Source organism: Faecalibacterium sp. An121 (genome assembly GCF_002160915.1).
Classification (GTDB): domain Bacteria; phylum Bacillota; class Clostridia; order Oscillospirales; family Ruminococcaceae; genus Faecalibacterium; species Faecalibacterium avium.
In genome coordinates this window covers 1-19,233 of record NZ_NFLM01000012.1, presented here as the reverse complement: position 1 = coordinate 19,233, position 19,233 = coordinate 1, and the positions used below count along the sequence as shown (strand labels likewise).

Genomic DNA, 19,233 nt, shown 5'->3' with positions numbered 1-19,233 from the left:
GGCTTTTATGAAAGAGGGCAAAAAACGGAACAAGCCCGCTGCAAGCGGGGTGATCACCCTGGCCTGTGCGCTGGCGCTGGGCGCCGGGGCCGGCTGGCTGGGCGCATGGGCTGCCGACCGCATCGACTTCAGCCCGCTGCTGCTGGCGGGGACTCTGGTCCTGGCGGCGGCGGGCATGATGGGCCAGATCATCCTCCACGAGGCCGGGCACCTGCTGGGGGGCCTTGCCACCGGCTATGCCTTTGTGTCGTTCCGGGTGGGCAGCTGGATGCTGCTCAAGCGGGACGGCCGCCTGCACCTGGGCCGCTACACCCTGCCGGGCACCGGGGGCCAGTGCCTGATGGCCCCGCCGCCCTGGAAGGAGGACGGCTTCCCCGCCCTGCTGTACAATCTGAGCGGCCCCCTGGCCAATCTCCTGGCCGCCGCCGGCTGCGGTGCAGCGGCCTGGCTCTGCCGGGAAAAGGCCCCTCTGGCCGCCCTGCTGCTGGGGGTCTGGGCGCTGGTGGGGGCGTATCTGGGTCTGCTGAACGGCATTCCCATGAAGATCCAGGGGATGCCCAACGACGGCTACAACGCCCTGCGCCTGCGCCGGGACAAGGCGAGCCTGCGGGCGGTATGGGCGCAGCTGGCCATCAACATGGCCCAGACCCAGGGCCTGCGGCTGGGCGAAGTGCCGGAGGACTGGTTCAGCCTGCCGGGGGACGCGGGCCCCACCGACCCCCTGAAAAGCGCCGTATGGGTCTGCCGTTACAGCCGCCTGTTGGACCAGGGGCGCTACCGGGAGGCCGCCGCCCTGTGCGATACCCTGCTCAAGACCGGGGATCTGGTGCTGGCACACCGCTGCGCCCTCCAGCTGGACCAGGCGTTTTTCCGTCTGGCGGACGGCGAAAAGGATGCGGTGGCGAAGGCTCTGCAGGACCGTACCCTCAAGGCGTTCGCCCGGCAGATGAAGAACAATCCCGGGGTGGCCCTGGTGCGCTGGGCGGGCGCCGAGGCCCAGGGGGACGCCGCCCAGGCCCGGAAAGAGCGCAGGGCCCTCGAAACGGCGCTGGCGTCGTGGCCCTACCCCGGCGAGAACGAGGCCGTGCGGCAGCAATGGGAGTGGTACGAGGAAAAACGGAGCCGCGTATCTTGATGCAAAACCAGACATGCAAAAAAGCCCCTATCGTACGGATAGAGGCTTTCTATTTTGGTTTTAGCCGCGTTTGCGGGAGCGGGGGCCGGCTTCGCCCCGGGCCAGACGCTGCAGGCGGGGCTTGTCCAGGACGGTCAGGCCGCCCCGCCACAGCTTGACCAGGCCCTCCTGGGCAAAGTATTTCAGCATCCGGCTCACCACTTCCCGGGCGCTGCCCATGTAGCGGGCGATCTGGTCGTGGGTCATGGCGATGTCGCTGCCGCCGCTCTTGGCCAGTTCGTCCGAAAGGAAGATGGCCAGCCGCCGGTCGGCGCTCATGAACAGGATCTGCTGCATGGCCCACATGGTCTCGGAATAGCTCTCGGTGGTCATCTGGTAGGCGTAGCAGCGGACGTAGATGTTCTCATCCATCACCCGCTTGAACGCGCCCGCGCCGATGCAGTAGGCTTCCACCGGCTCCTCGGCGTCGATGTGGACGTCGAAGGTCACCGCGTCCAGCACACAGCTGGCCGAAAGGATGCACACATCCCCCGCGAACAGCCGGTACAGCGTGACGTCCCGGCCGTCCTCGCTCAGCAGGTAGGCCCGCAGCTGCCCGGAACGCAGCAGCAGGATGCCCACGCAGTTCTCGGTGGGGCTGTGGACATGGGCCCCCTTCTCGTAGTGTACCGGCCGGGCAAAGCGGCACAGATATTCCTGCTGGGCTTCGGTCAGCTTGTCCCAGAACGGGAAGCTGCAGGCCAGGCAGCCCTTTTCCGCGGCCTCGTTACGCTCCATAAAAACCACCCTTTCGCAGGGCTTTGGCGGCCTCGTTGCCGGCCACGGCCCCTTCGTATACTGCCTTGGCCACCTGCAGCAGGCCGCCGGTGCAGTCCCCTGCGGCAAACAGCCCGGGAATGGTGGTCATCATCTTGTCGTCCACGACGATCTTGTTGCCCTCCACCTGGGCGCCCATCTTGCGGGCCAGGGCGGTGCTGCCCGCCACGCCCATGGCCACGAACACGCCGTCCACCGGCAGGACCTCGCCGCCGGCCAGCTGCACGCCGGATACCTTGTCCGGACCCAGGATGGCCTCCACCTTTTGGGTGCGGACGGCGACCTGTGCGGGAAAGCTGGCGGTCAATTCCGCCCCGCCGGTCAGCAGGGTGACGCTTTTGGCCAGGGGCAGCAGGGCCGCGATCTCATGCAGGGCGTACTCGCCGCTGCCCAGCACCGCCACATCCTTGCCGCGGTAAAAGAAGGCGTCGCAGGTGGCGCAATAGCTGACGCCCCGGCCCTCCAGGGCGGCCAGGCCCGGCACCGGCGGTGCAGCGCGGGAAGCCCCGGTGGCCAGGATGACCGCGTCGGCGGGAAAATCCCCGGCCAGGGTCTCCACCGTCAGCTTGTCGGTGAAGGTCAGGCCCACCGCTTCGGTGTGCACGAACTTGACCCCCACCGCTTCGGCCCCCTCGATGCCGCGGCGCTCCAGCTCGGCCCCCGAGACCGGCCCGGGCACGCCGTAGTAGTTCTCGATGCCCTCGGCCCGCGCCAGCGCCCCGGGGCCCTTGGTGAGGACGGTGGTATCCACTCCGGCCCGGGCGGTATACAGCGCGGCGGATACGCCCGCCGGCCCGGCGCCGATGATCACAACATTTGCCATGGTAAAGCCTCCCTTTCGGTGTTTGGTTTTTCTTTAGTATAGCATATTTTGTATAGTATGGCATCTTTTTGCCCGCTTTTCCGTGACCGGCTTACAGAGCTGCGCCGTTCGTGCAAATCATTGAAAACATTGAAACCATTGAAAACATTGAAAACATTGATTTCGTTGATCGGTTCGGGGGCAAACAAAAAGCCCCGCCGGTATCGGCGGGGGGTGGTGGGCCAGCCAGGACTTGAACCCGGGACCAAGCGGTTATGAGCCGCCAGCTCTGACCAGCTGAGCTACTGGCCCATGGTCGTGCCGCATATGCTGGATGCAGAGAGCGGACGAACAGGAACGATTTACATTATAGCAGATTTTGAAGAAAATGCAAAGCTTTTATGAGAAACCTGTCCTTCCAGGGGCGGATGTGTTATAGTATCACCGAAGGAGGCGGATGGGATGAGCCGCAAGAGAACGAAACGCACCGCGCCCCGCCGTGCTGCCAGGGGGCGTCTGACGCGGCGGGCTTTCCTGCTGGGCGCAGGGGCGGCAGCCGGGGCCGGCCTGGTATGGGCAAGCCGCAGCCAAAGCAAAGCGCAGCCCACCGCCCCGCAGCAGCCGGCGCCGGGCGAATACCGTGCGGCGTGGATCAGTTACATCGAGCTGCAGGGGATGGACTATACCTCGGCGGACGCGTTCCGGGCGTCGGCGGAGGCTATGATGGACCACTGCGCCGCCCTGGGGCTCAATACCGTCATCGTGCAGGTGCGGCCCTTCGGGGACGCGCTGTACCCCAGCGCCCTGTTCCCCTGGAGCCACCTGTGCACCGGCGTACAGGGGCAGGACCCCGGCTTTGACCCGCTGGATACCCTGATCGCGGAGGCCCACAGCTGCGGGCTGTCCCTGGAAGGCTGGATCAACCCCTACCGGCTGCGGGGTTCGGCCAGCCAGCCCGCCCAGCTGTGCCCCGCCAGCCTGGCCAGCACCCACCCCGAATGGGTGGTGACGGTGGCCGACGGCGTCTATCTGAACCCGGCCATCCCTGAGGCGGCCGCCTATGTGGTGGACGGGGTGGCGGAACTGGTGTCCCGCTATGCGGTGGATGGGGTACACTTTGACGATTACTTCTACCCCACCACCGACCCGTCCATCGACGCGGCCCAGTTTGCGGCCAGCGGCGCGCAGGACCTGGAAGCCTGGCGGCGGCAGAACGTCACCGCCCTGGTCAAGGCGGCCCACGACGCCGTCAAGGCCCAGGACCCTACCCTGCGGTTTGGGGTCAGCCCCCAGGGCAACCCCGACAACGACGTCCACCAGCAGTACAGTGACGTATACAGCTGGCTGGCGGCCGAGGGTGAGGACGCCGTGGTGGATTACCTGTGCCCCCAGCTCTACTGGGGGTATGGGTATACCCTGTCCGGCGGCTCGGAGCGCTTTGCCTATCCCAATATCCTGGCCGAGTGGCTGGCCATGCCCCGGGGCTCTGCGGCCCTTTACATCGGGCTGGGCGCCTACCGGATCGGAGACGGGGACGGCGGCGCCAACCCCGACAGCACGGCCCAGTGGTCCACCGGGCAGGCTCTGGCCCGGCAGGTGGATGAACTGCGCGCACAGGGCGCGGGGGGCTATGCCCTGTACCGGTATGGCTCGCTGTTCGCAAACAGCGCCTGGCCTCAGCTCGCCCAGGCCGAATGCCAGGCTTTGCAGGCGGCAAACAGCGCCGCAGAGGTTGTCTAAAAGGCAAAAGTGCGGTATAATAAGGCGTATCTGCGCACGCCGCAGTTTGTCAGGCTCTGAACCGATCAACGAAATCAATGGTTTCAATGTTTTCAATGATTTGAATGGTTTCCATGTTTTAAGAGGTTTTTCTATGAACAGAAGCATCATCCGTGCGCTCTGCGCGCTGGCGCTGGCGGGGGCTTTGGCCCTGAGCCTGGCGGGCTGCGAGAGCATCAAAAACGGGGTGGCCAATGCCCTGGGCTTTTCCAGCAACGCCCAGCAGGAGGAGGACACCACCAACTGGGCCGCGGCCACCACCGACCCCATCCTGCTGCCCGAAGGGACCGACGCCACCGCCCAGTGGACCAACGTGGTGTCGAACGGCACCCTGTACGGGGTGTACAACGGCATCTGGACGAGGAACACCGGCTATTTCCAGGTGTCGGGGGACAGCCTGACCATCACCGCCTGCGGCACCGCCGAGGGCACCCAGCGCTATAAGATCGCCCTGTGGAAAAAGGTGGACGGCGGGGCCCAGTACATCGACGGCTCCACCGGCTATATCCCCACCGACGGCACCAACTACCAATTCACCATCGGCGGGCTGGACCCGGCGGCCCAGTACCGCCTGACCGTCTCCTACGATTCCAGCCGCTACTACCTGTACGGGATGTTTGCGGCCCAGGGGGTGGCAGGATGAGGACACAGACCCGCAATACCCTGCTGCTGGTGCTCTGCGCCCTGATCTGGGGCCTGGCCTTCGTGGCCCAGAGCGCCGGGGCGTCGCTGGCCCCCTTTGCTTTTCTGGCCTGCCGCAGCTGGCTGGCTGTGGCGGCTCTGTGGCCGGTCTGCCATCTCTTTGACGCGATGCGCCGCCGCAAAGCGCCCCCGTCCGCCGCGCCCCAAAGCCCGGACCGCCGCTTTCTGCTGACCGGCGGGTGCGTGTGCGGTACCCTTTTGTTCGCCGCGTCGGCGGCCCAGCAGACCGGCATCACCCTCGACCCCTCCACCGCCAAGGCCAGTTTCATCACCGCCATGTATGTGGTGCTGGTGCCGGTGGCGGGGCTTGTCTTTGGCCGCCGCAGCCCGGTGCAGATCTGGGGCTGTGTGGCGGCGTCGGTGGCGGGGCTGTACCTGCTGTGTATGCAGGACGGCTTTGGGAGCATCCGCCCCAGCGACGGCGTGCTGCTGCTGTGCGCGGTGCTGTTCACCTTCCAGATCATGGCGGTGGACCACTTTGCCCCCCGGACCGACGGGGTGCGTCTGAGCCTGGTGCAGTTTCTGGTGGTGGCGGTGGAGAGCACCGCCGCTTCCCTGCTGACCGAAACGGTGACGCTGGCCGACATCACGGCCAACGCCCTGCCGGTGCTCTACTGCGGGGTGCTGTCCAGCGGGGTGGGCTATACGCTGCAGATCCTGGGCCAGAAGGACCTTGACCCCGCCATCGCCAGCCTCGCCATGTGCCTGGAGAGCGTGTTCGGGGCGCTGGGCGGCTGGCTGCTGCTGCGCCAGAGCCTGACGGCCCGGGAGATCGCGGGCTGTGCGCTGATCTTTGCGGCGGTGGTGGCGGCGCAGCTGCCGCTGGGCCGGTTGCTTTGCCGCCGCGCCAAAGAAAGCCATGGGAGCTAAGGACGGCGCGGTCAGCCGGCGCCAGGTGGGGGAGATCTGCTACCAGCTGACCCGCCGCCGCGTCAAGAATCTGAACCTGCGGGTGCGGGCGGACGGCACGGTAGCGGTCAGCATCCCCCTGCGGGTCCCGGCGGCCCAGGCCGACGCCTTTGTGGCATCCCACGCCGCCTGGATCGAACAGGCCCGCCAGCGTGCGGCCCGGCGCGCCGCGCGTCCCCTGCCCGACCGGCAGGAGGCTTTGGACCGCTTCACCGCCCTGGTGGAGGCGGCCTGGCCCGCCTTTGCGTCCCGCCTGGGGCCGCAGCCCCCGGCCGTCAGGGTGCGCGCCATGACCAGCCGCTGGGGCGTGTGCGCCCCGGCCAAGCGGCAGGTCACCTTTGCGCTGGCGCTGTACGGGATGCCCCTGGCCGCGCAGGAATATGTGGTGGTGCACGAGCTGTGCCATCTGCTGGTGCCCGGCCACAGCCCGGCCTTTTGGGAGCAGGTGGCCCGGCGGCTGCCCGACTGGAAGGCCCGCCGCGCCCTGCTGCGGGACGAATAAGGAGGTATTCCGCCTTGGAAGAAAAAAAGGCCCCCGCCCGGGGGCAGAACAAATACGAAAAGCTGGCGGGCAACACCATGATCTTTGCCATCAGCAGCTTTTCATCCAAGCTGCTCACCCTGATCGTACAGCCCTTTTTGACCTACGCCATGCGGGACGTCGCGAGCATGGGCATCTCCAAGCTGCTCAGCCAGTGCGCCAACCTCCTCATCCCCTTTGTCTCGATGGGGATGAGCAACGCCATCATCCGCTTTGGCCTGGACAAGGGCAACAGCAAAAAGCAGGTGTTCACCAACGGCCTGCTGACCATCCTGCTGGGCTATGGCGTGCTGCTGCTGTGCTGGCCGCTGCTGCAGCGGGTGCCGGGGGTGGCCGGGTACGGGGTGCTGCTGTGCATCTATGTGCTCACCAGCTGCCTGCGCACCCTCTGCACCCAGTTCATCCGCAGCCGTGAGATGAACCGCCTGGTGGGGGTGGACGGGGTGCTGTGCACCTTCGCCACGCTGATGTTCTATGTGCTGTACCTGGTGGTGCTGGATATGGGCGCCGAGGGTTACCTGCTGGCCATCATCTGCGGGGACGCCGCCAGCAGCCTGTTCCTGTTTGTCACCGGCACCCTGTGGCGCTACATCGATTTCAGCCGCATCAACCGCACCCTGTGGCGGGAGATGCTCCGCTTTTCCCTGCCCATGATCCCGGCACAGATCAGCTTCTGGATCATCAACGCCTCGGATATGTTCTTTGTCAACGCCCTGTGCGTGGGCTATGGAGGCCGCTCGGGCACCGAGTGGAGCGGCCTTTTGTCCACCGGCTATTTCCTGCCCACCATCCTCACCACCCTGGGCACCATCTTTTACGACGCCTGGCAGCTGTCCGCCGTCACCGAGGAGCACGGCCGCAGCCGGTTTTACTCCAACGTGTTCAAGAGCTACGCCAGCGTCATGTTCTGCTGCGCCGGCGGCATCCTGTGGCTCTGCCGCCCGGTCATGCTGATCATGAAGTCCAGCTATTTCGATGCCTGGCAGTTCGTGCCCTACCTGACGCTGGCGGCGGTGTTCTCCTGCTTCACCCAGTTTATGAACAGCATCTATGTGGTCTACAAGCAGTCCACCCACAGCCTGTACACCATGATGGCGGGAGCGGTGGCCAACTGCGTCATGAACTATCTGGGCATCGTGTGGTTTGGCCCGGTGGGGGTCACCTATGCGTCCTTCCTGGCCATGGTGCTGGTATTCGTGCTGCGTGTGATCGACAGCCGCTCGATGATCCGCCTGCGGCTGCACCTGCCCCACATGGGGGTGAACGTGGTCCTGCTGGTGGCCGAGGCGGGCATCACCCTGGCCGAAGTGCCCTGGTACGGCCTGTGGACCGGCCTTTTGTGCGCTGTGGTGATCGCCTATAACTTTGACGGCGTATGGACCCTGGGCCGCGCCATCCTGCCCCGTCTGCTGGGCCGGCGCGCCGCGCCCCTGGTGCGCCTGGTGGACGGCGTGGTGCAGAAGGTCTACCACTGAAATGAGATTTAGGGTGGACCAATTTCTGTCTGCCGCGATCCTGCGATGCGTCCGCTCCGGCGGGCGCTTTTTGTTTGCCCGCCCCCGACGCATTTTGACGCTTTTTCCCCTCTTGACAAACGGCGGCGGACAGAAAAAGCCCCCGCCTCCGAAGGGAGCAAGGCGGGGGCAGGGGAGAATTTATGGGACCCGGATCTGTTTGCCGGCGGCGTTGCGGGGGAAGGGTTCGGCGCGGAACTCCACCTTGGTGATCCGCTTGTAAAGAGGCAGGGTGCGGTTGATCCCGGTGATGTGGGCCCGCACCTTGTCCGGGTCATCGGGCGCGTACACCTGGGCGCAGATGCGTTCCTCCTTCTCCATCACCTGGCACTCCAGAGCCTCGGGACAGGCCAGCACCAGCTTTTCCAGCTCCTCGGGGCTGACGTTCTCGCCGCTGGCCAGGATGATCAGGTTCTTTTTGCGGCCGGTGATGTAGTAGTAGCCGTCGGGGTCCTGGCGCACCAGGTCGCCGGTGTGGAACCAGCCGTCCACCAGCACTTCGGCGGTCTGCTCCGGTTCCTTGTAGTAGCCCAGCATGACGGGGTCGCCCTTGATGCACAATTCGCCCTCCTGGATGGAATACTGGCAGGTGGGCTCATCCCCGATGCCCACCGAGGACAGGTGCGCCTCGTCCTGGGCGTTGTTCCAGGTGCCGTCCCCGGCCGTCTCGGTCAGGCCGTACATCTGCATGACAAAGAAGCCCTGGCGCATCAGGTCGATGAGGGTAGCGGGGGGATAGGCCGCCGCGCCGCAGCTGAGGATGCGGATGCGGCCGTACCGGTCCCGGCGTCCCCGCATCACGTCCCGGTGGATGGTCTCCAGCAGCACCGGCACCACGGCGATGGCGTCGCTGGGCATCAGCTCCAGATCCCGGTAGAAGTTGCGCAGGTCCAGGCAGAGGTTGTGGGCCATCCCCATGATGGCCCAGGACACCAGGCTGGTGAACGCCGCGATGTGGAACATGGGCAGCACCGTGAAGTGACAGAAGTCGTAGTGGTCCACCCCCATCTGCTCCAGCATCACACGGAAGGGGTCACAGAAGGCGGGCATGGGCGCAAAGAGATTGCGCTGGCTCAGCATCACCCCTTTGCTGTGGCCGGTGGTGCCCGAGGTGAACAGAATGGCCATCAGAGCGTCCCGGTCGGCGCAGGGCGTGATGGGGCCGGGGGCATAGTCCCGGTAGGCGGTGATGGACACCAGCCGGTCCCCTGCCAGCTGCTCCAGGCCGCTCTCCCGTTCGAGATACCGGCCGTCGTGAAGGATGAGGCTGGCTTCCACCAGCTCCAGCTCGTAGCGGATGTCCGCAAGAGGCTTTTGCAGGTTGAGGGGCACCAGCACCGCCCCCGACAGGATGGTGCCGAAGATGCTGACCGCATAGTGGTAGCTGTTGGCCGCCAGCACGCAGACCCGCCGGCCCCGGATGCCGGGTACTTTGTCCGTCAGCAGGGCGGACATCCGGCGGATGTCGGCGGCGTAGTCCCGGTACAGCACTTCGCGCACCGTGCCGGCGGCCTCGTCGTAGTAGCGCATGGCCACCCGGTCCGCATAGACGGTCTCCATCCGGGCGACGAGCTGATCGATGGTGGATACGGGGATCTTGATCTGAGCCATAGAGCAAATCCTTTCTGTGAGCCGGGCCGCCCCGGCGCAGAAAGGGAGGGTTCACTCTCTTTGCAGTTTGCCCAGGGCGTTGCGGGGCAGAGGTTGATCGGTAAATTCCACCGCCGTGATCCGCTTGTACAGCGGCAGCGTGCGGTTGAGGGTATGGATATAGGCCCGCACCTGGGGCTGGAGGGCGGCGCGGCAGAGGATGCGGGCGCAGATGCGGCCCTTCTTCTGGCAGACCAGGGCTTCCCGCACGGCGGGGCAGCGGGCCAGCTTGGCCTCCAGCTCCTCGGGGCTGACGTTCTCGCCGCTGGGCAGGACCATCAGGTTGTTCTTGCGGCCGGTCAGGTAGATGTAGCCGTCCTCGTCGATGCGGGCCAGGTCCCCGGTGTGGAACCAGCCGTCCCGCAGCACGGCGGCGGTGGCCTCGGGGTCCTTGTAATAGCCCAGCATCACCGCGTCCCCCTTCATGCACAGCTCGCCGTCCTCCAGACGGTATTCCATGTCGGGGTCGCGCAGGCCCACCGAGGGCAGGTGCGCCTCGTCCTGGGCGCTGTTCCAGCCCCCGTCCCCCACCGTCTCGGTCAGGCCGTAGGTCTGGATGATGAGAAAGCCCTTGCCGGTCAGGTCGGCCAGCATCTGGGGGTCGTAGGTGGCGGCCCCGCAGGTGAAGATCCGCAGCTTGCCCAGGCGGGCGGCGCGGCCCTTCATCACATCGTGGTGGATGGACTTGAGCAGGGTGGGCACCACCGCCATGGCGTCGCTGGGCATGGCGGCCAGGTCCCGGTACAGGCGGCGCAGGTCGGTGCAGAAATGCACCGTGTTGCCGCTGATGCTCCAGGATACCAGGCTGGTCAGGGCCGCGATGTGGAACAGAGGCAGCACGCTGAGGCAGGAGAACCGGTAGTCCTCCCCCAGCTCCAGCTGGCGGCGCACCGCCCCGAAGGGCTCGGTGAACAGCCGCATGGGCGCAAAGAGGTTGCGCTGGCTCAGCATCACCCCTTTGCTGCGGCCGGTGGTGTCGGAGGTGAACAGGATGAGGGCCAAAGCGTCCTGGTCGGGACATTCGGACAGCTGGGCCAGTTCGGTGCAGCGGGCAAAGGCCCCGATCTCCAGCACCTGGCCTGCAAATTGGGCGAAATCGGGTTCCCGGGCGGCATAGCTGCCGTCGGTGAGCAGGCAGTCCACGTCGGCCCGGTCCAGCTCGGCGGCAAGCTCGGGCCAGCTTTTCTCGCTGTTCAGGGGCACGGCCACCGCGCCCGCCAGGATGCACCCGAAAATGGCCACCGCATAGGGATAGCCGCTGGGGGCCAGCAGCCCGATGTGGCGGCCCTGCACCTGCGGCACCGAGCGCTGCAGCCAGCCCACCATCCGGCGGATGTCGGCGGCGTACTCTTTGTACAGGATCTCCCGCACCCCGCCGGCGGCCTCGTCGTAATAGCGCACGGCCACCCGGTCCGGCCAGGCGGACTCCATGTTCACCACGTTCTGGTAGACGGTGGAGATCCAGAAGGTCTGGGCCAGGGACTGCTCCATGGCCTGGCGGGCCCGGACCGACTCCCGCGCCTCAAAGGCGTCCAGGATCTCCCGGTACCAGTGCAGGGCCACCTGGGCGCTCTGCTGGCGGACGTTCTGGCGGTAGGCCGACTGCATGGCGTCGTCGATGATCTGGTAGATCTGCTGCATCATGGTGCTGCGGGTCAGCTGGGCCAGCTGCTCGTGGAAGGCGCTGTCCAGCCGGGCAAAGGCGGCCAGGTCTCCCACCGCCCGCTCCATCTGATCCACCAGCTGCCGCAGCCCGGCGATCTCCCGGTCGGTGGCCCGGCGGCAGGCGATCTCGCAGATGGGGCCCTCCACCATCCGGCGGAAGGTCAGGATATCCCGCAGCGTCTCCTGCCCCAGGTACAGCATGGGCACCAGCTGGTTGAGGGCGGCCTGCGCCCCCGCGCCCCGCACAAAGGAGCCCTCTCCAAAGCGGGTCTCCAGCAGCCCCAGGCCGCTGAGCTTTTGCAGGGCGTTGCGCACCGTCACCCGGCTGACCCCAAACTGGGCGGCCAGCTCGTTTTCTGAGGGCAGCTTCTGCCCGGGTTTCCAGCTGCCCGAGAGGATCTGCTCCCGCAGCTGGTCAAAGACCTGCTGGCTGACGCTGCTCTTTACCACTTTCTTGATTGCCATAGCCGGACGCTCCTTTTTGAGAAATATACTTCTATTGTAGCATCCGGCGGCCGATTTTACAATTCTGGGGTTTCTTCCGGGACGGCGGCGCGGCGGGCGGCCAGTTTCTCCCCGATGCCGGCGGCCACCACCGAGCCGCCCAGGATGACGGCGCCGCCCAGCCACAGCACCAGCAGGTTATAGCCGGTCGAGGCGAGGCTGACGGACTCAAAGTTGACGGTGGCCACCGTCAGGTAGGCAAAGGCCACATTGTTGCAGGCCACTGGGCAGACGGTGCCGCCCAGGATGATCACGGCCAGCACCACGCCGATGCTGAGCGAGAAAGCGCCCAGCGCGCCCAGAGAAGGCGCCAGGCCGAAGGTGCCCGCGTGCAGGCCCAGAGCGGCCAGCAGGCCCAGGCTGCCCCCCGCAAAGATGGAGGGGATGTTCTTTTTGTCCGCCCCCAGGGCGAAAAAGAAGATGGTGACGAAATACAGCGCCCAGGCGGTGATGCCAAGGGCGACAGCGGCCACGTTGACGAGGAAGATCCATGCCAGCACGCAGCTGGTGACGATGACCTGATGACGGGTGGGTTTGTGGAAGATAGACATAAAGGCCTCCCTGTGTTGCCGGCGGCAGGGTGAAACACCCGCCCTGCCGGGTTTGATTGTATACCTGTATTACAGGTGCACCAAAAGAATACCACGCCCGCCGGCCTGTGTCAAGAAGAACAGGGGGCGGGGCGCTTTAGAGTGGACCCATTTCTGTGCGCTGCGGGCGGCACCCAAAAAGCCCCCGCCTTCCCGGAGGAAAGCAGGGGCGGATGGGTCTTTGGTTTAGGCTTCGGTCTTCCACAGGCCGTGCAGGTTGCAGTACGCATAGGCGGCGACCACCTTGTCGCCCTCGGCCAGGGCAAACACAGCCTTGGGCTCGGCGTCGGCGGTCAGAGTCTTGCGCTGGACGCCCTGCTCGGTCTCCAGGACCACCCACTGGATCAGGTGGGCGTCGGTCATGGGATGGGCCACCGAACCGACGGTAACGGTGACGGTGCTGCCCTCCACGGCGATGACCGGCTTGTGCTTCTCGCCGGCGGCCTCAACGGTGTTGGGGACCAGCTCCTTCATGGGCTCGCCGCAGCAGATCATGGGAACGCCGGAGCTGTGGATGGTCTCGATCAGGTTGCCGCAGTGGGTGCAAACATAGAACTTCAGGTCTTTCATGGTATTCTCTCCTTTGCGATACGATGTTGAATATGACTGCGGGCCGCCGGGTGCGGCCTGTATGTTTTGGTTTGCAGGGGGCTTTGTGCCCGCCTTGTGACAACAGTATACCCCACTGCCGGCCCCTTTGTCCGTGACTGCATCACCCTGGGATCAGCCCGAAATGGACGGCGGCCTGCCAGATGCCGCCTTCTTCCACCGGGGCGGTGACATAGTCGGCGGCGGCCTGGACGGCGGGAGCCGCATTGCCCATGGCTACGCCGATGCCGGCGGCCCGGAGCATCCCCATATCGTTGCCGCCGTCCCCAAAGGCGATGCACTGATCCATCCGCAGCCCGAAACGGGCCAGCATCCGGGCCATACCCTCGGCTTTGCCCCCGTCGGCGGGGATGATGTCCGCAAAGACCGGATTCCACCGCACCGCTTTGACCCCAGGCACCGCCGCCGCAAAGGGGGCGTCCATTTCGGGGGGCATGTAGGCGTTCAGCTGGTATGTGGGATGGGTCAGGGCCCGGACGGGGTCCTGGATGGGATGCCGGGGCGGCTTGAGCCGGTGGGCGGCACAGACGGCGTCCACCTGGGCCGAGCGGCGGTTGTCGTAAAAGCTGGCCTCCTCGAAGAAGGTGCACACCACCTCGGGATGGCGTTCCAGCCAGTCCAGCAAAAGGGGGATGGATGCGGCGGGCAGGGCCTGATTGTAAAAGGGCACCAGGTCCGCGTCGGTGCAGCACTGGCCGTTGGTCAGCACATAGCCGTCAAAGCGGAAAGCAAGGGCGTCGCGGAGGGCGTCCAGCATGAGGGGCGCGCGGCCGCTGGCGATGAACAGCAGCATCCCCGCCGCGCGCATCTGCTCCAGCGCCCGCAGGGTGGAGGGGGCGGCCCGATGGCTTTCAAAGTGGAGCAAGGTGCCGTCGATGTCAAAAAAGGCGGCTCGTATCGGCTGCACCGGTCACACCTCCCCTGCCCGCAGCAGTTCCAGGACCTGGTGCAGGCTGGGACAGACCGCGGTGCACAGAGCCCGGATCTCGGGGGTGGGGGGCATCAGGTCGGGCACCATGATGGTGACGAACCCCCCTGCCGCCCCCGCCCGGACGCCGTTGTAGCTGTCCTCCAGCACCAGGCACCGGCCGGGCTCGAGGCCCAGCATCTGCGCCCCCAGCAGGAAGGGCTGGGGATCGGGCTTGGGCCGGGTCACCTTGTCCCCCGCCACCAGGGCGGAAAAATACGGGCCCAGCGCCCAGTTGTCCAGGTTGCGGCGGACCACCGCCTCCCGGCTGGAGGACACCACCGCCATCGGGATGCGCTGCCCGGCCAGCCAGGCCAAAAGCGGGTCGAGGCCCGGCTTTTTGGGCACCGGCGCGGCAAATTTGGCCTCTGCGATGTCGTGCATATCGCGGATCACCGCGTCGGCGGGACAGTCGGGACCGTACCAGTCCAGCAGACGCTGGCGGTTCACCGAGCTGCCGGCCCCCCGGCAGGCTTCGGCCAGGCCGGGTTTATAGGACAGCCCATGGGCCGCCAGGGCCGGCTCCCAGGACTGGCCCCACAGCGGCTCGGTGTCGAACATCAGGCCGTCCATATCAAAAAGAACACCTTGTATCATAGATCCTCTTGCGGGGCAAACTCCAGGAGATGCCCTCATGGTCGTGGTCGTTTTCCGCCTGCCGCGGCCGTATCCGGGCGGCGGATCTCACTTTTATTATAGCACAATTCGCCGCAACTTACATTATGAAAAGATGAAAATATTTGCCGCCCCTCTTGTAAAATTTGTACTTGCAATTATAATTGGAATAAACCTTCGGCGAAAGCGAAGGCCGGTGGGCCTTTGCGGCTTTCCCGACTTGCAGAAAAGAGGGAGTATCATGTTGGATATCAAAATCACCCGAACTTCCACCCCCAAGGCAAAGCCTGAGGATGAGTCAAAGCTGGGCTTCGGCAAGATCTTTACCGACCATATGTTCGTCATGGATTACACCGCCGGTCAGGGCTGGCATGATGCGCGCATCGTGCCCTACGGCCCCTTCCAGCTGGACCCCGCCACCGCCGTGCTGCACTATGCCCAGGAGATCTTTGAGGGCATGAAGGCCTACCGCACCGCCGACGGCACCGTGCAGCTGTTCCGCCCCGACTGCAACGCCAAGCGGATGCAGGATTCCGCCGACCGCCTGTGCATCCCCGCCATCCCGGAGGAGGATTATATCCAGGCCGTGGAGGCCATCGTGGACGTGGACCGCGACTGGGTGCCCCACACCTTTGGCGCTTCGCTGTACATCCGCCCCTTTGCCTTTGCCACCGACGTGGGTCTGGGGGTCCATGCCTCCCGCCACTACACCTTCTGCATCATCTGCTCCCCCTCGGGCGCTTATTACGCCGAGGGCATCGACCCGGTGCGCATCTATGTGGAGGATGACTACATCCGCGCCGCTCCCGGCCTGACCGGCTTCACCAAGTGCGGCGGCAACTACGCAGCTTCCATCAAGGCCGGCGAACTGGCCGAGGAGCAGGGCTACGCCCAGGTCCTCTGGCTGGACGGCGTGGAAAAGAAGTATGTGGAAGAAGTCGGCAGCATGAACATCATGTTCAAGATCGACGGCAAGGTCTATACCGCCGCCACCGTCGGCACCGTCCTGCCCGGCGTCACCCGCCGCAGCTGCATCGAGCTGCTGAAGGACTGGGGCTATGAGGTGATCGAGGGCAAGCTGGCCATCGCCGACGTGATGCAGGCCGCCCGGGACGGCAAGCTGGAAGAAGTCTTTGGCACCGGCACCGCCGCCGTGGTCAGCCCCGTCAAGGAGCTGGTGTGGAAGGGCGAGCACGCCTACATCGGCGACGGCAAGATCGGCCCCGTCACCCAGAAACTGTATGACACCATGACCGGTATGCAGTGGGGCCGCCTGCCCGACACCAAGGGCTGGATCGTCCCGGTCAAACCGGTCTATTGAGCCTCTGCACAGCCATCCTGACTCCCGCCCCGCACAAAGGCGGGAGTTTTTTGGTGGCAAAGGTCTTTACTTCTTTGCTTTACTGTGATAAACTAACAGAAGCGGACCGGCCTTTGGGCCGGGCCGGGAGGGAGCTGGACTATGGTCAGAAAATGGAGCGTCCCCTATCCTGCGGTGGGAGGACAGGAGGAGCGGGACGCATATCTTTACCTGCCTGTGGGGTACGAGGAGGAGCCCGGCCGCCGCTATCCGGTGCTGTATATGTTCGACGGGCAGAACGTCTTTTGGGACGAGGACGCCACCTACGGCAAAAGCTGGGGGATGGAGCGGTTTCTGGATGACAACCAGGTGCCCCTGATCGTGGCGGCCCTGGAGTGCAACACCGGCCGCAACAACGAGCGGCTGGACGAATACTCGCCCTACCGCTTTGACGACGACCATTGGGGCCACTTTGACGGCCACGGGGATGACACCATGGAGTGGTTCATCCGGGAGTTCAAGCCCTGGGTGGACCAGAACTGCCGCACCCTGCCCGACCGGGAGCACACCTTCATCGCGGGCAGCTCGATGGGCGGCCTGATGAGCCTGTACGCCCTGTTCCGCTACAACCACATCTATGGCCGGGCGGCGGCTTTGTCCCCGTCCATCTGGGTGGCCCCCGAAAAGCTGAAGGCCCTGGTGGCCCGGGCCGCCCTGCAGCCGGGGACTGTGCTGTATATGGACTACGGCTCCCGGGAGATGGGCAGCCACAACGGGATGCGCCGGGATTTTGGGGCCTTCGGGGCCAAGGTGATGGCGCGCGGGGTCCATCTGACCATGCGCATCGTGCCGGGAGGCACCCACAGCGAGGCCAGCTGGGAGCGGCAGCTGCCCTTTGTGATGGAGACCCTGTTCTACGATCTGGAGCTGTAAGGAGGCTGCAATGGAGACCCAATATTTCAAGGAATACAGCCCGGCTTTGGGCCGGGAGATGGAGTGCAAGCTGTACGGCCACAAAGGCCGGCCCATGCTCTTTATCCCCTGCCAGGACGGACGCTTTTTCGATTTTGAGAATTACCACATGGCCGGCACCCTGGCGCCCTGGATCGAGTCGGGCCAGGTGATGGTGCTGTCCATCGACACCATGGACGCCGAGAGCTGGTCGGACAAGGGGGGCGACCCCTACTGGCGGATCCGCCGCTACGAGCAGTGGCTGGACTACATCGTGGGGCAGGCGGGCCCCATGCTGCAGCACATCGCCTGCGAAAAGAACGGCTGGGACAGCCTGCCCGGCATCATCCCCTTTGGATGTAGCCTGGGGGCCACCCATGCGGTCAACCTCTATCTGCGCCACCCCGACCTGTTCGACGGGTGCCTGGCCCTCAGCGGCATCTATACCGCCAGCTATGGCTTCGGGGATTATATGGACGATGTGGTCTACCGCAATTCGCCGGTGGATTATATGGCCAACTTCCCCGCCGATCACCCCTTCATGGACTACTACCGGGCCAAGAAAGAGGTGATCTGCTGCGGCCAGGGCGACTGGGAAATGCCCGCCACCACCTGGCGGCTGAAAGAGATCCTGGAGCAGAAAGGGATCCCCGTCTGGGTGGATCTGTGGGGGCACGACGTCTGCCACGACTGGCCCTGGTGGTATAAGCAGGTCATTTATTACATGCCCTATCTGCTGGGCTGAGCGGGGCATACACAAGGAGGAATCTGTATGAAAAACTTCATCTTCATCTCCCCGAACTTTCCCACCAACTACTGGCAGTTCTGCCATGAGCTGAAAAACAACGGCATGAACGTGCTGGGCATCGGCGACCAGCCCTACGACGAGCTGATGGACGAGCTGAAGGACAGCCTGCAGGAATACTACAAGGTGGACAGCCTGGAGAATTACGACGAGGTATACCGGGCGGTGGCCTTCTTTGCCTTCAAATACGGCAAGATCGACTGGCTGGAATCCAACAATGAGTACTGGCTGGAGCAGGACGCCCGGCTGCGCACCGACTTCAACATCAACACCGGCTTCCACCTGGAGGATATGCCCCGCATCAAGTACAAGAGCAAGATGAAGGCATACTACCAGAAGGCGGGCATCACCACCGCCCGCTACCACATGGTGGACAACTTCGACGGCTGCCGCAAGTTCATCGACCAGGTGGGCTATCCGGTGGTGGTCAAGCCGGACAACGGCGTGGGCGCTTCGGATACCTACAAGCTCTCCTCGGACCAGGAGCTGCGGGATTTCCTGGCCTACAAGTATGTGGCCCATCCCTTTGCCCCCTACATCATGGAGGAGTTCGTCCACGCCGAGGTGAACAGCTACGACGCCATCATCGACGCCCACGGCAACCCCATCTTTGAGGCGGGCAACGTGACCCCCATGTCCATCATGGACATCGTCAACAACAACGACAACTCCATTTACTACATCGTCAAGGACCTGCCCGACGACACCCGCGCCGCCGGCCGCGCCGCCGTCAAGAGTTTCGGGGTCAAGAGCCGGTTCGTTCACTTTGAGTTCTTCCGGATGACCGAGGACCAGCCCAGCATGGGCGAAAAGGGCAAGATCGTGGCCCTGGAGGTGAATATGCGCCCCTGCGGCGGCTTCACCCCCGATATGATCAACTTTGCCCGCTCCACCAACGTCTACAAGATCTGGGCCGACATGGTGGCCTTTGGGGGCACCGATATGCCGGTGGGCGAGCACTATTTCTGCGCTTACGCCGGCCGCCGGGACGGCAAGCCCTTCCATTACAGCCATGAGCAGATCATGCAGAAGTATCAGGACAATATGCGGATGGTAGGCCGCATCCCCGATGCCCTGGCCGACGCCATGGGCAACCAGATGTATGTGGCCAACTTCTCCACCGAGGAGGAGATGAACCAGTTCTACCACGACGTGCTGGCCTGCAACGAGTAACGAAACGCAAAACCAAACACAAACGAGCGCCCTGCGAAAGCGGGGCGTTTTTTCTTTTGCTTCCAAAGTTAGAGCACACGAACTAAAGAAAATAAAGAAAAAATGGGAAATTTTGAAATTGGGTCTTGACACCGGGGGGGGTATGTTATGATAGGCACACAAAGGAAAGGACCTTCCTTTGAACCTGTTTTGGGTCTCTATCTTTT

General features: G+C 64.7%; 18 protein-coding genes and 1 tRNA gene. 10 read left to right on the top strand and 9 right to left on the bottom strand.

The features are described from left to right. Positions 1–7 precede the first annotated feature (7 nt). The gene (locus B5E66_RS07980; protein ID WP_087231174.1) at positions 8–1,135 is read left to right on the top strand and encodes a hypothetical protein; all 1,128 of its coding nucleotides are present in this window, start codon (positions 8–10) and stop codon (positions 1,133–1,135) included. Positions 1,136–1,195: 60 nt separating this feature from the next. Here the strand turns inward: B5E66_RS07980 and B5E66_RS07975 are convergent, their stop codons facing one another. The 3 genes from B5E66_RS07975 to B5E66_RS07965 form a co-directional block, all read right to left on the bottom strand. Next, complete coding sequence (locus tag B5E66_RS07975) at positions 1,196–1,912, bottom strand: Crp/Fnr family transcriptional regulator (protein WP_087231172.1); 717 nt, start codon at positions 1,910–1,912, stop codon at positions 1,196–1,198. Beyond that, positions 1,902–2,774: an NAD(P)/FAD-dependent oxidoreductase gene (locus tag B5E66_RS07970; protein ID WP_087231169.1), complete on the bottom strand. Its 873-nt coding sequence runs from the start codon at positions 2,772–2,774 to the stop codon at positions 1,902–1,904. The genes B5E66_RS07975 and B5E66_RS07970 overlap by 11 nt, the downstream gene beginning before the upstream one ends. Positions 2,775–2,988: 214 nt before the next feature. Beyond that, positions 2,989–3,065: transfer RNA gene (locus B5E66_RS07965), tRNA-Ile, on the bottom strand. A gap of 150 nt (positions 3,066–3,215) precedes the next feature. Between B5E66_RS07965 and B5E66_RS07960 the strand changes: the two genes are divergently transcribed. From B5E66_RS07960 to B5E66_RS07940, 5 genes are all read left to right on the top strand, one after another. Further along, positions 3,216–4,493 (top strand): glycoside hydrolase family 10 protein, encoded by a 1,278-nt coding sequence (locus B5E66_RS07960; protein ID WP_087231166.1) that lies wholly within the window; start codon positions 3,216–3,218, stop codon positions 4,491–4,493. Between the two features lie 133 nt (positions 4,494–4,626). After that, on the top strand, positions 4,627–5,175 hold the full coding sequence (locus tag B5E66_RS07955; protein WP_087231163.1) for a hypothetical protein: 549 nt from the start codon (positions 4,627–4,629) through the stop codon (positions 5,173–5,175). Next, a complete protein-coding gene (locus B5E66_RS07950) occupies positions 5,172–6,104 on the top strand; it encodes a DMT family transporter (protein ID WP_087231160.1) in 933 nt (310 codons plus the stop codon). Before B5E66_RS07955 ends, B5E66_RS07950 begins: the two co-directional genes overlap by 4 nt. Further along, complete coding sequence (locus B5E66_RS07945) at positions 6,094–6,645, top strand: M48 family metallopeptidase (RefSeq protein ID WP_087231157.1); 552 nt, start codon at positions 6,094–6,096, stop codon at positions 6,643–6,645. Before B5E66_RS07950 ends, B5E66_RS07945 begins: the two co-directional genes overlap by 11 nt. Positions 6,646–6,659: 14 nt before the next feature. Next, positions 6,660–8,159 carry a lipopolysaccharide biosynthesis protein gene (locus B5E66_RS07940; RefSeq protein ID WP_242958131.1) on the top strand — a complete coding sequence of 500 codons (1,500 nt, stop codon included), beginning with the start codon at positions 6,660–6,662 and terminating at the stop codon, positions 8,157–8,159. Between the two features lie 180 nt (positions 8,160–8,339). Here the strand turns inward: B5E66_RS07940 and B5E66_RS07935 are convergent, their stop codons facing one another. The 6 genes from B5E66_RS07935 to B5E66_RS07910 all read right to left on the bottom strand — a co-directional run bounded on the left by B5E66_RS07935 (position 8,340) and on the right by B5E66_RS07910 (position 14,780). Next, entirely contained in the window at positions 8,340–9,809 is a 1,470-nt protein-coding gene (locus B5E66_RS07935) for a class I adenylate-forming enzyme family protein (protein ID WP_242958130.1), read from the bottom strand. Between the two features lie 51 nt (positions 9,810–9,860). Further along, positions 9,861–11,978, bottom strand: a complete 2,118-nt coding sequence (locus tag B5E66_RS07930) for an AMP-binding protein (protein ID WP_087231154.1) — start codon at positions 11,976–11,978, stop codon at positions 9,861–9,863. A 56-nt stretch (positions 11,979–12,034) separates the two neighbouring features. Continuing rightward, positions 12,035–12,568, bottom strand: coding sequence for a hypothetical protein (locus B5E66_RS07925; RefSeq protein ID WP_087231150.1), 534 nt, complete (start codon positions 12,566–12,568; stop codon positions 12,035–12,037). Positions 12,569–12,793: 225 nt separating this feature from the next. Next, positions 12,794–13,177 carry a desulfoferrodoxin family protein gene (locus B5E66_RS07920; protein WP_087231146.1) on the bottom strand — a complete coding sequence of 128 codons (384 nt, stop codon included), beginning with the start codon at positions 13,175–13,177 and terminating at the stop codon, positions 12,794–12,796. Positions 13,178–13,319: 142 nt separating this feature from the next. Continuing rightward, positions 13,320–14,123: a Cof-type HAD-IIB family hydrolase gene (locus B5E66_RS07915; RefSeq protein ID WP_087231143.1), complete on the bottom strand. Its 804-nt coding sequence runs from the start codon at positions 14,121–14,123 to the stop codon at positions 13,320–13,322. Between the two features lie 3 nt (positions 14,124–14,126). Next, a complete protein-coding gene (locus B5E66_RS07910; RefSeq protein WP_087231140.1) occupies positions 14,127–14,780 on the bottom strand; it encodes an HAD family hydrolase in 654 nt (217 codons plus the stop codon). A 259-nt stretch (positions 14,781–15,039) separates the two neighbouring features. On the opposite strand from B5E66_RS07910, the gene B5E66_RS07905 reads away from it, so the two are divergent. From B5E66_RS07905 to B5E66_RS07890, 4 genes are all read left to right on the top strand, one after another. After that, positions 15,040–16,119, top strand: coding sequence for a branched-chain amino acid aminotransferase (locus B5E66_RS07905; protein WP_087231137.1), 1,080 nt, complete (start codon positions 15,040–15,042; stop codon positions 16,117–16,119). A 141-nt stretch (positions 16,120–16,260) separates the two neighbouring features. Beyond that, a complete protein-coding gene (locus B5E66_RS07900; protein WP_087231134.1) occupies positions 16,261–17,031 on the top strand; it encodes an alpha/beta hydrolase in 771 nt (256 codons plus the stop codon). 10 nt (positions 17,032–17,041) lie between these two features. Further along, positions 17,042–17,794 carry an esterase family protein gene (locus B5E66_RS07895; protein ID WP_087231131.1) on the top strand — a complete coding sequence of 251 codons (753 nt, stop codon included), beginning with the start codon at positions 17,042–17,044 and terminating at the stop codon, positions 17,792–17,794. A 27-nt stretch (positions 17,795–17,821) separates the two neighbouring features. Then, on the top strand, positions 17,822–19,027 hold the full coding sequence (locus tag B5E66_RS07890; protein WP_087231128.1) for an ATP-grasp domain-containing protein: 1,206 nt from the start codon (positions 17,822–17,824) through the stop codon (positions 19,025–19,027). The last annotated feature ends 206 nt before the right edge of the window (positions 19,028–19,233 follow it).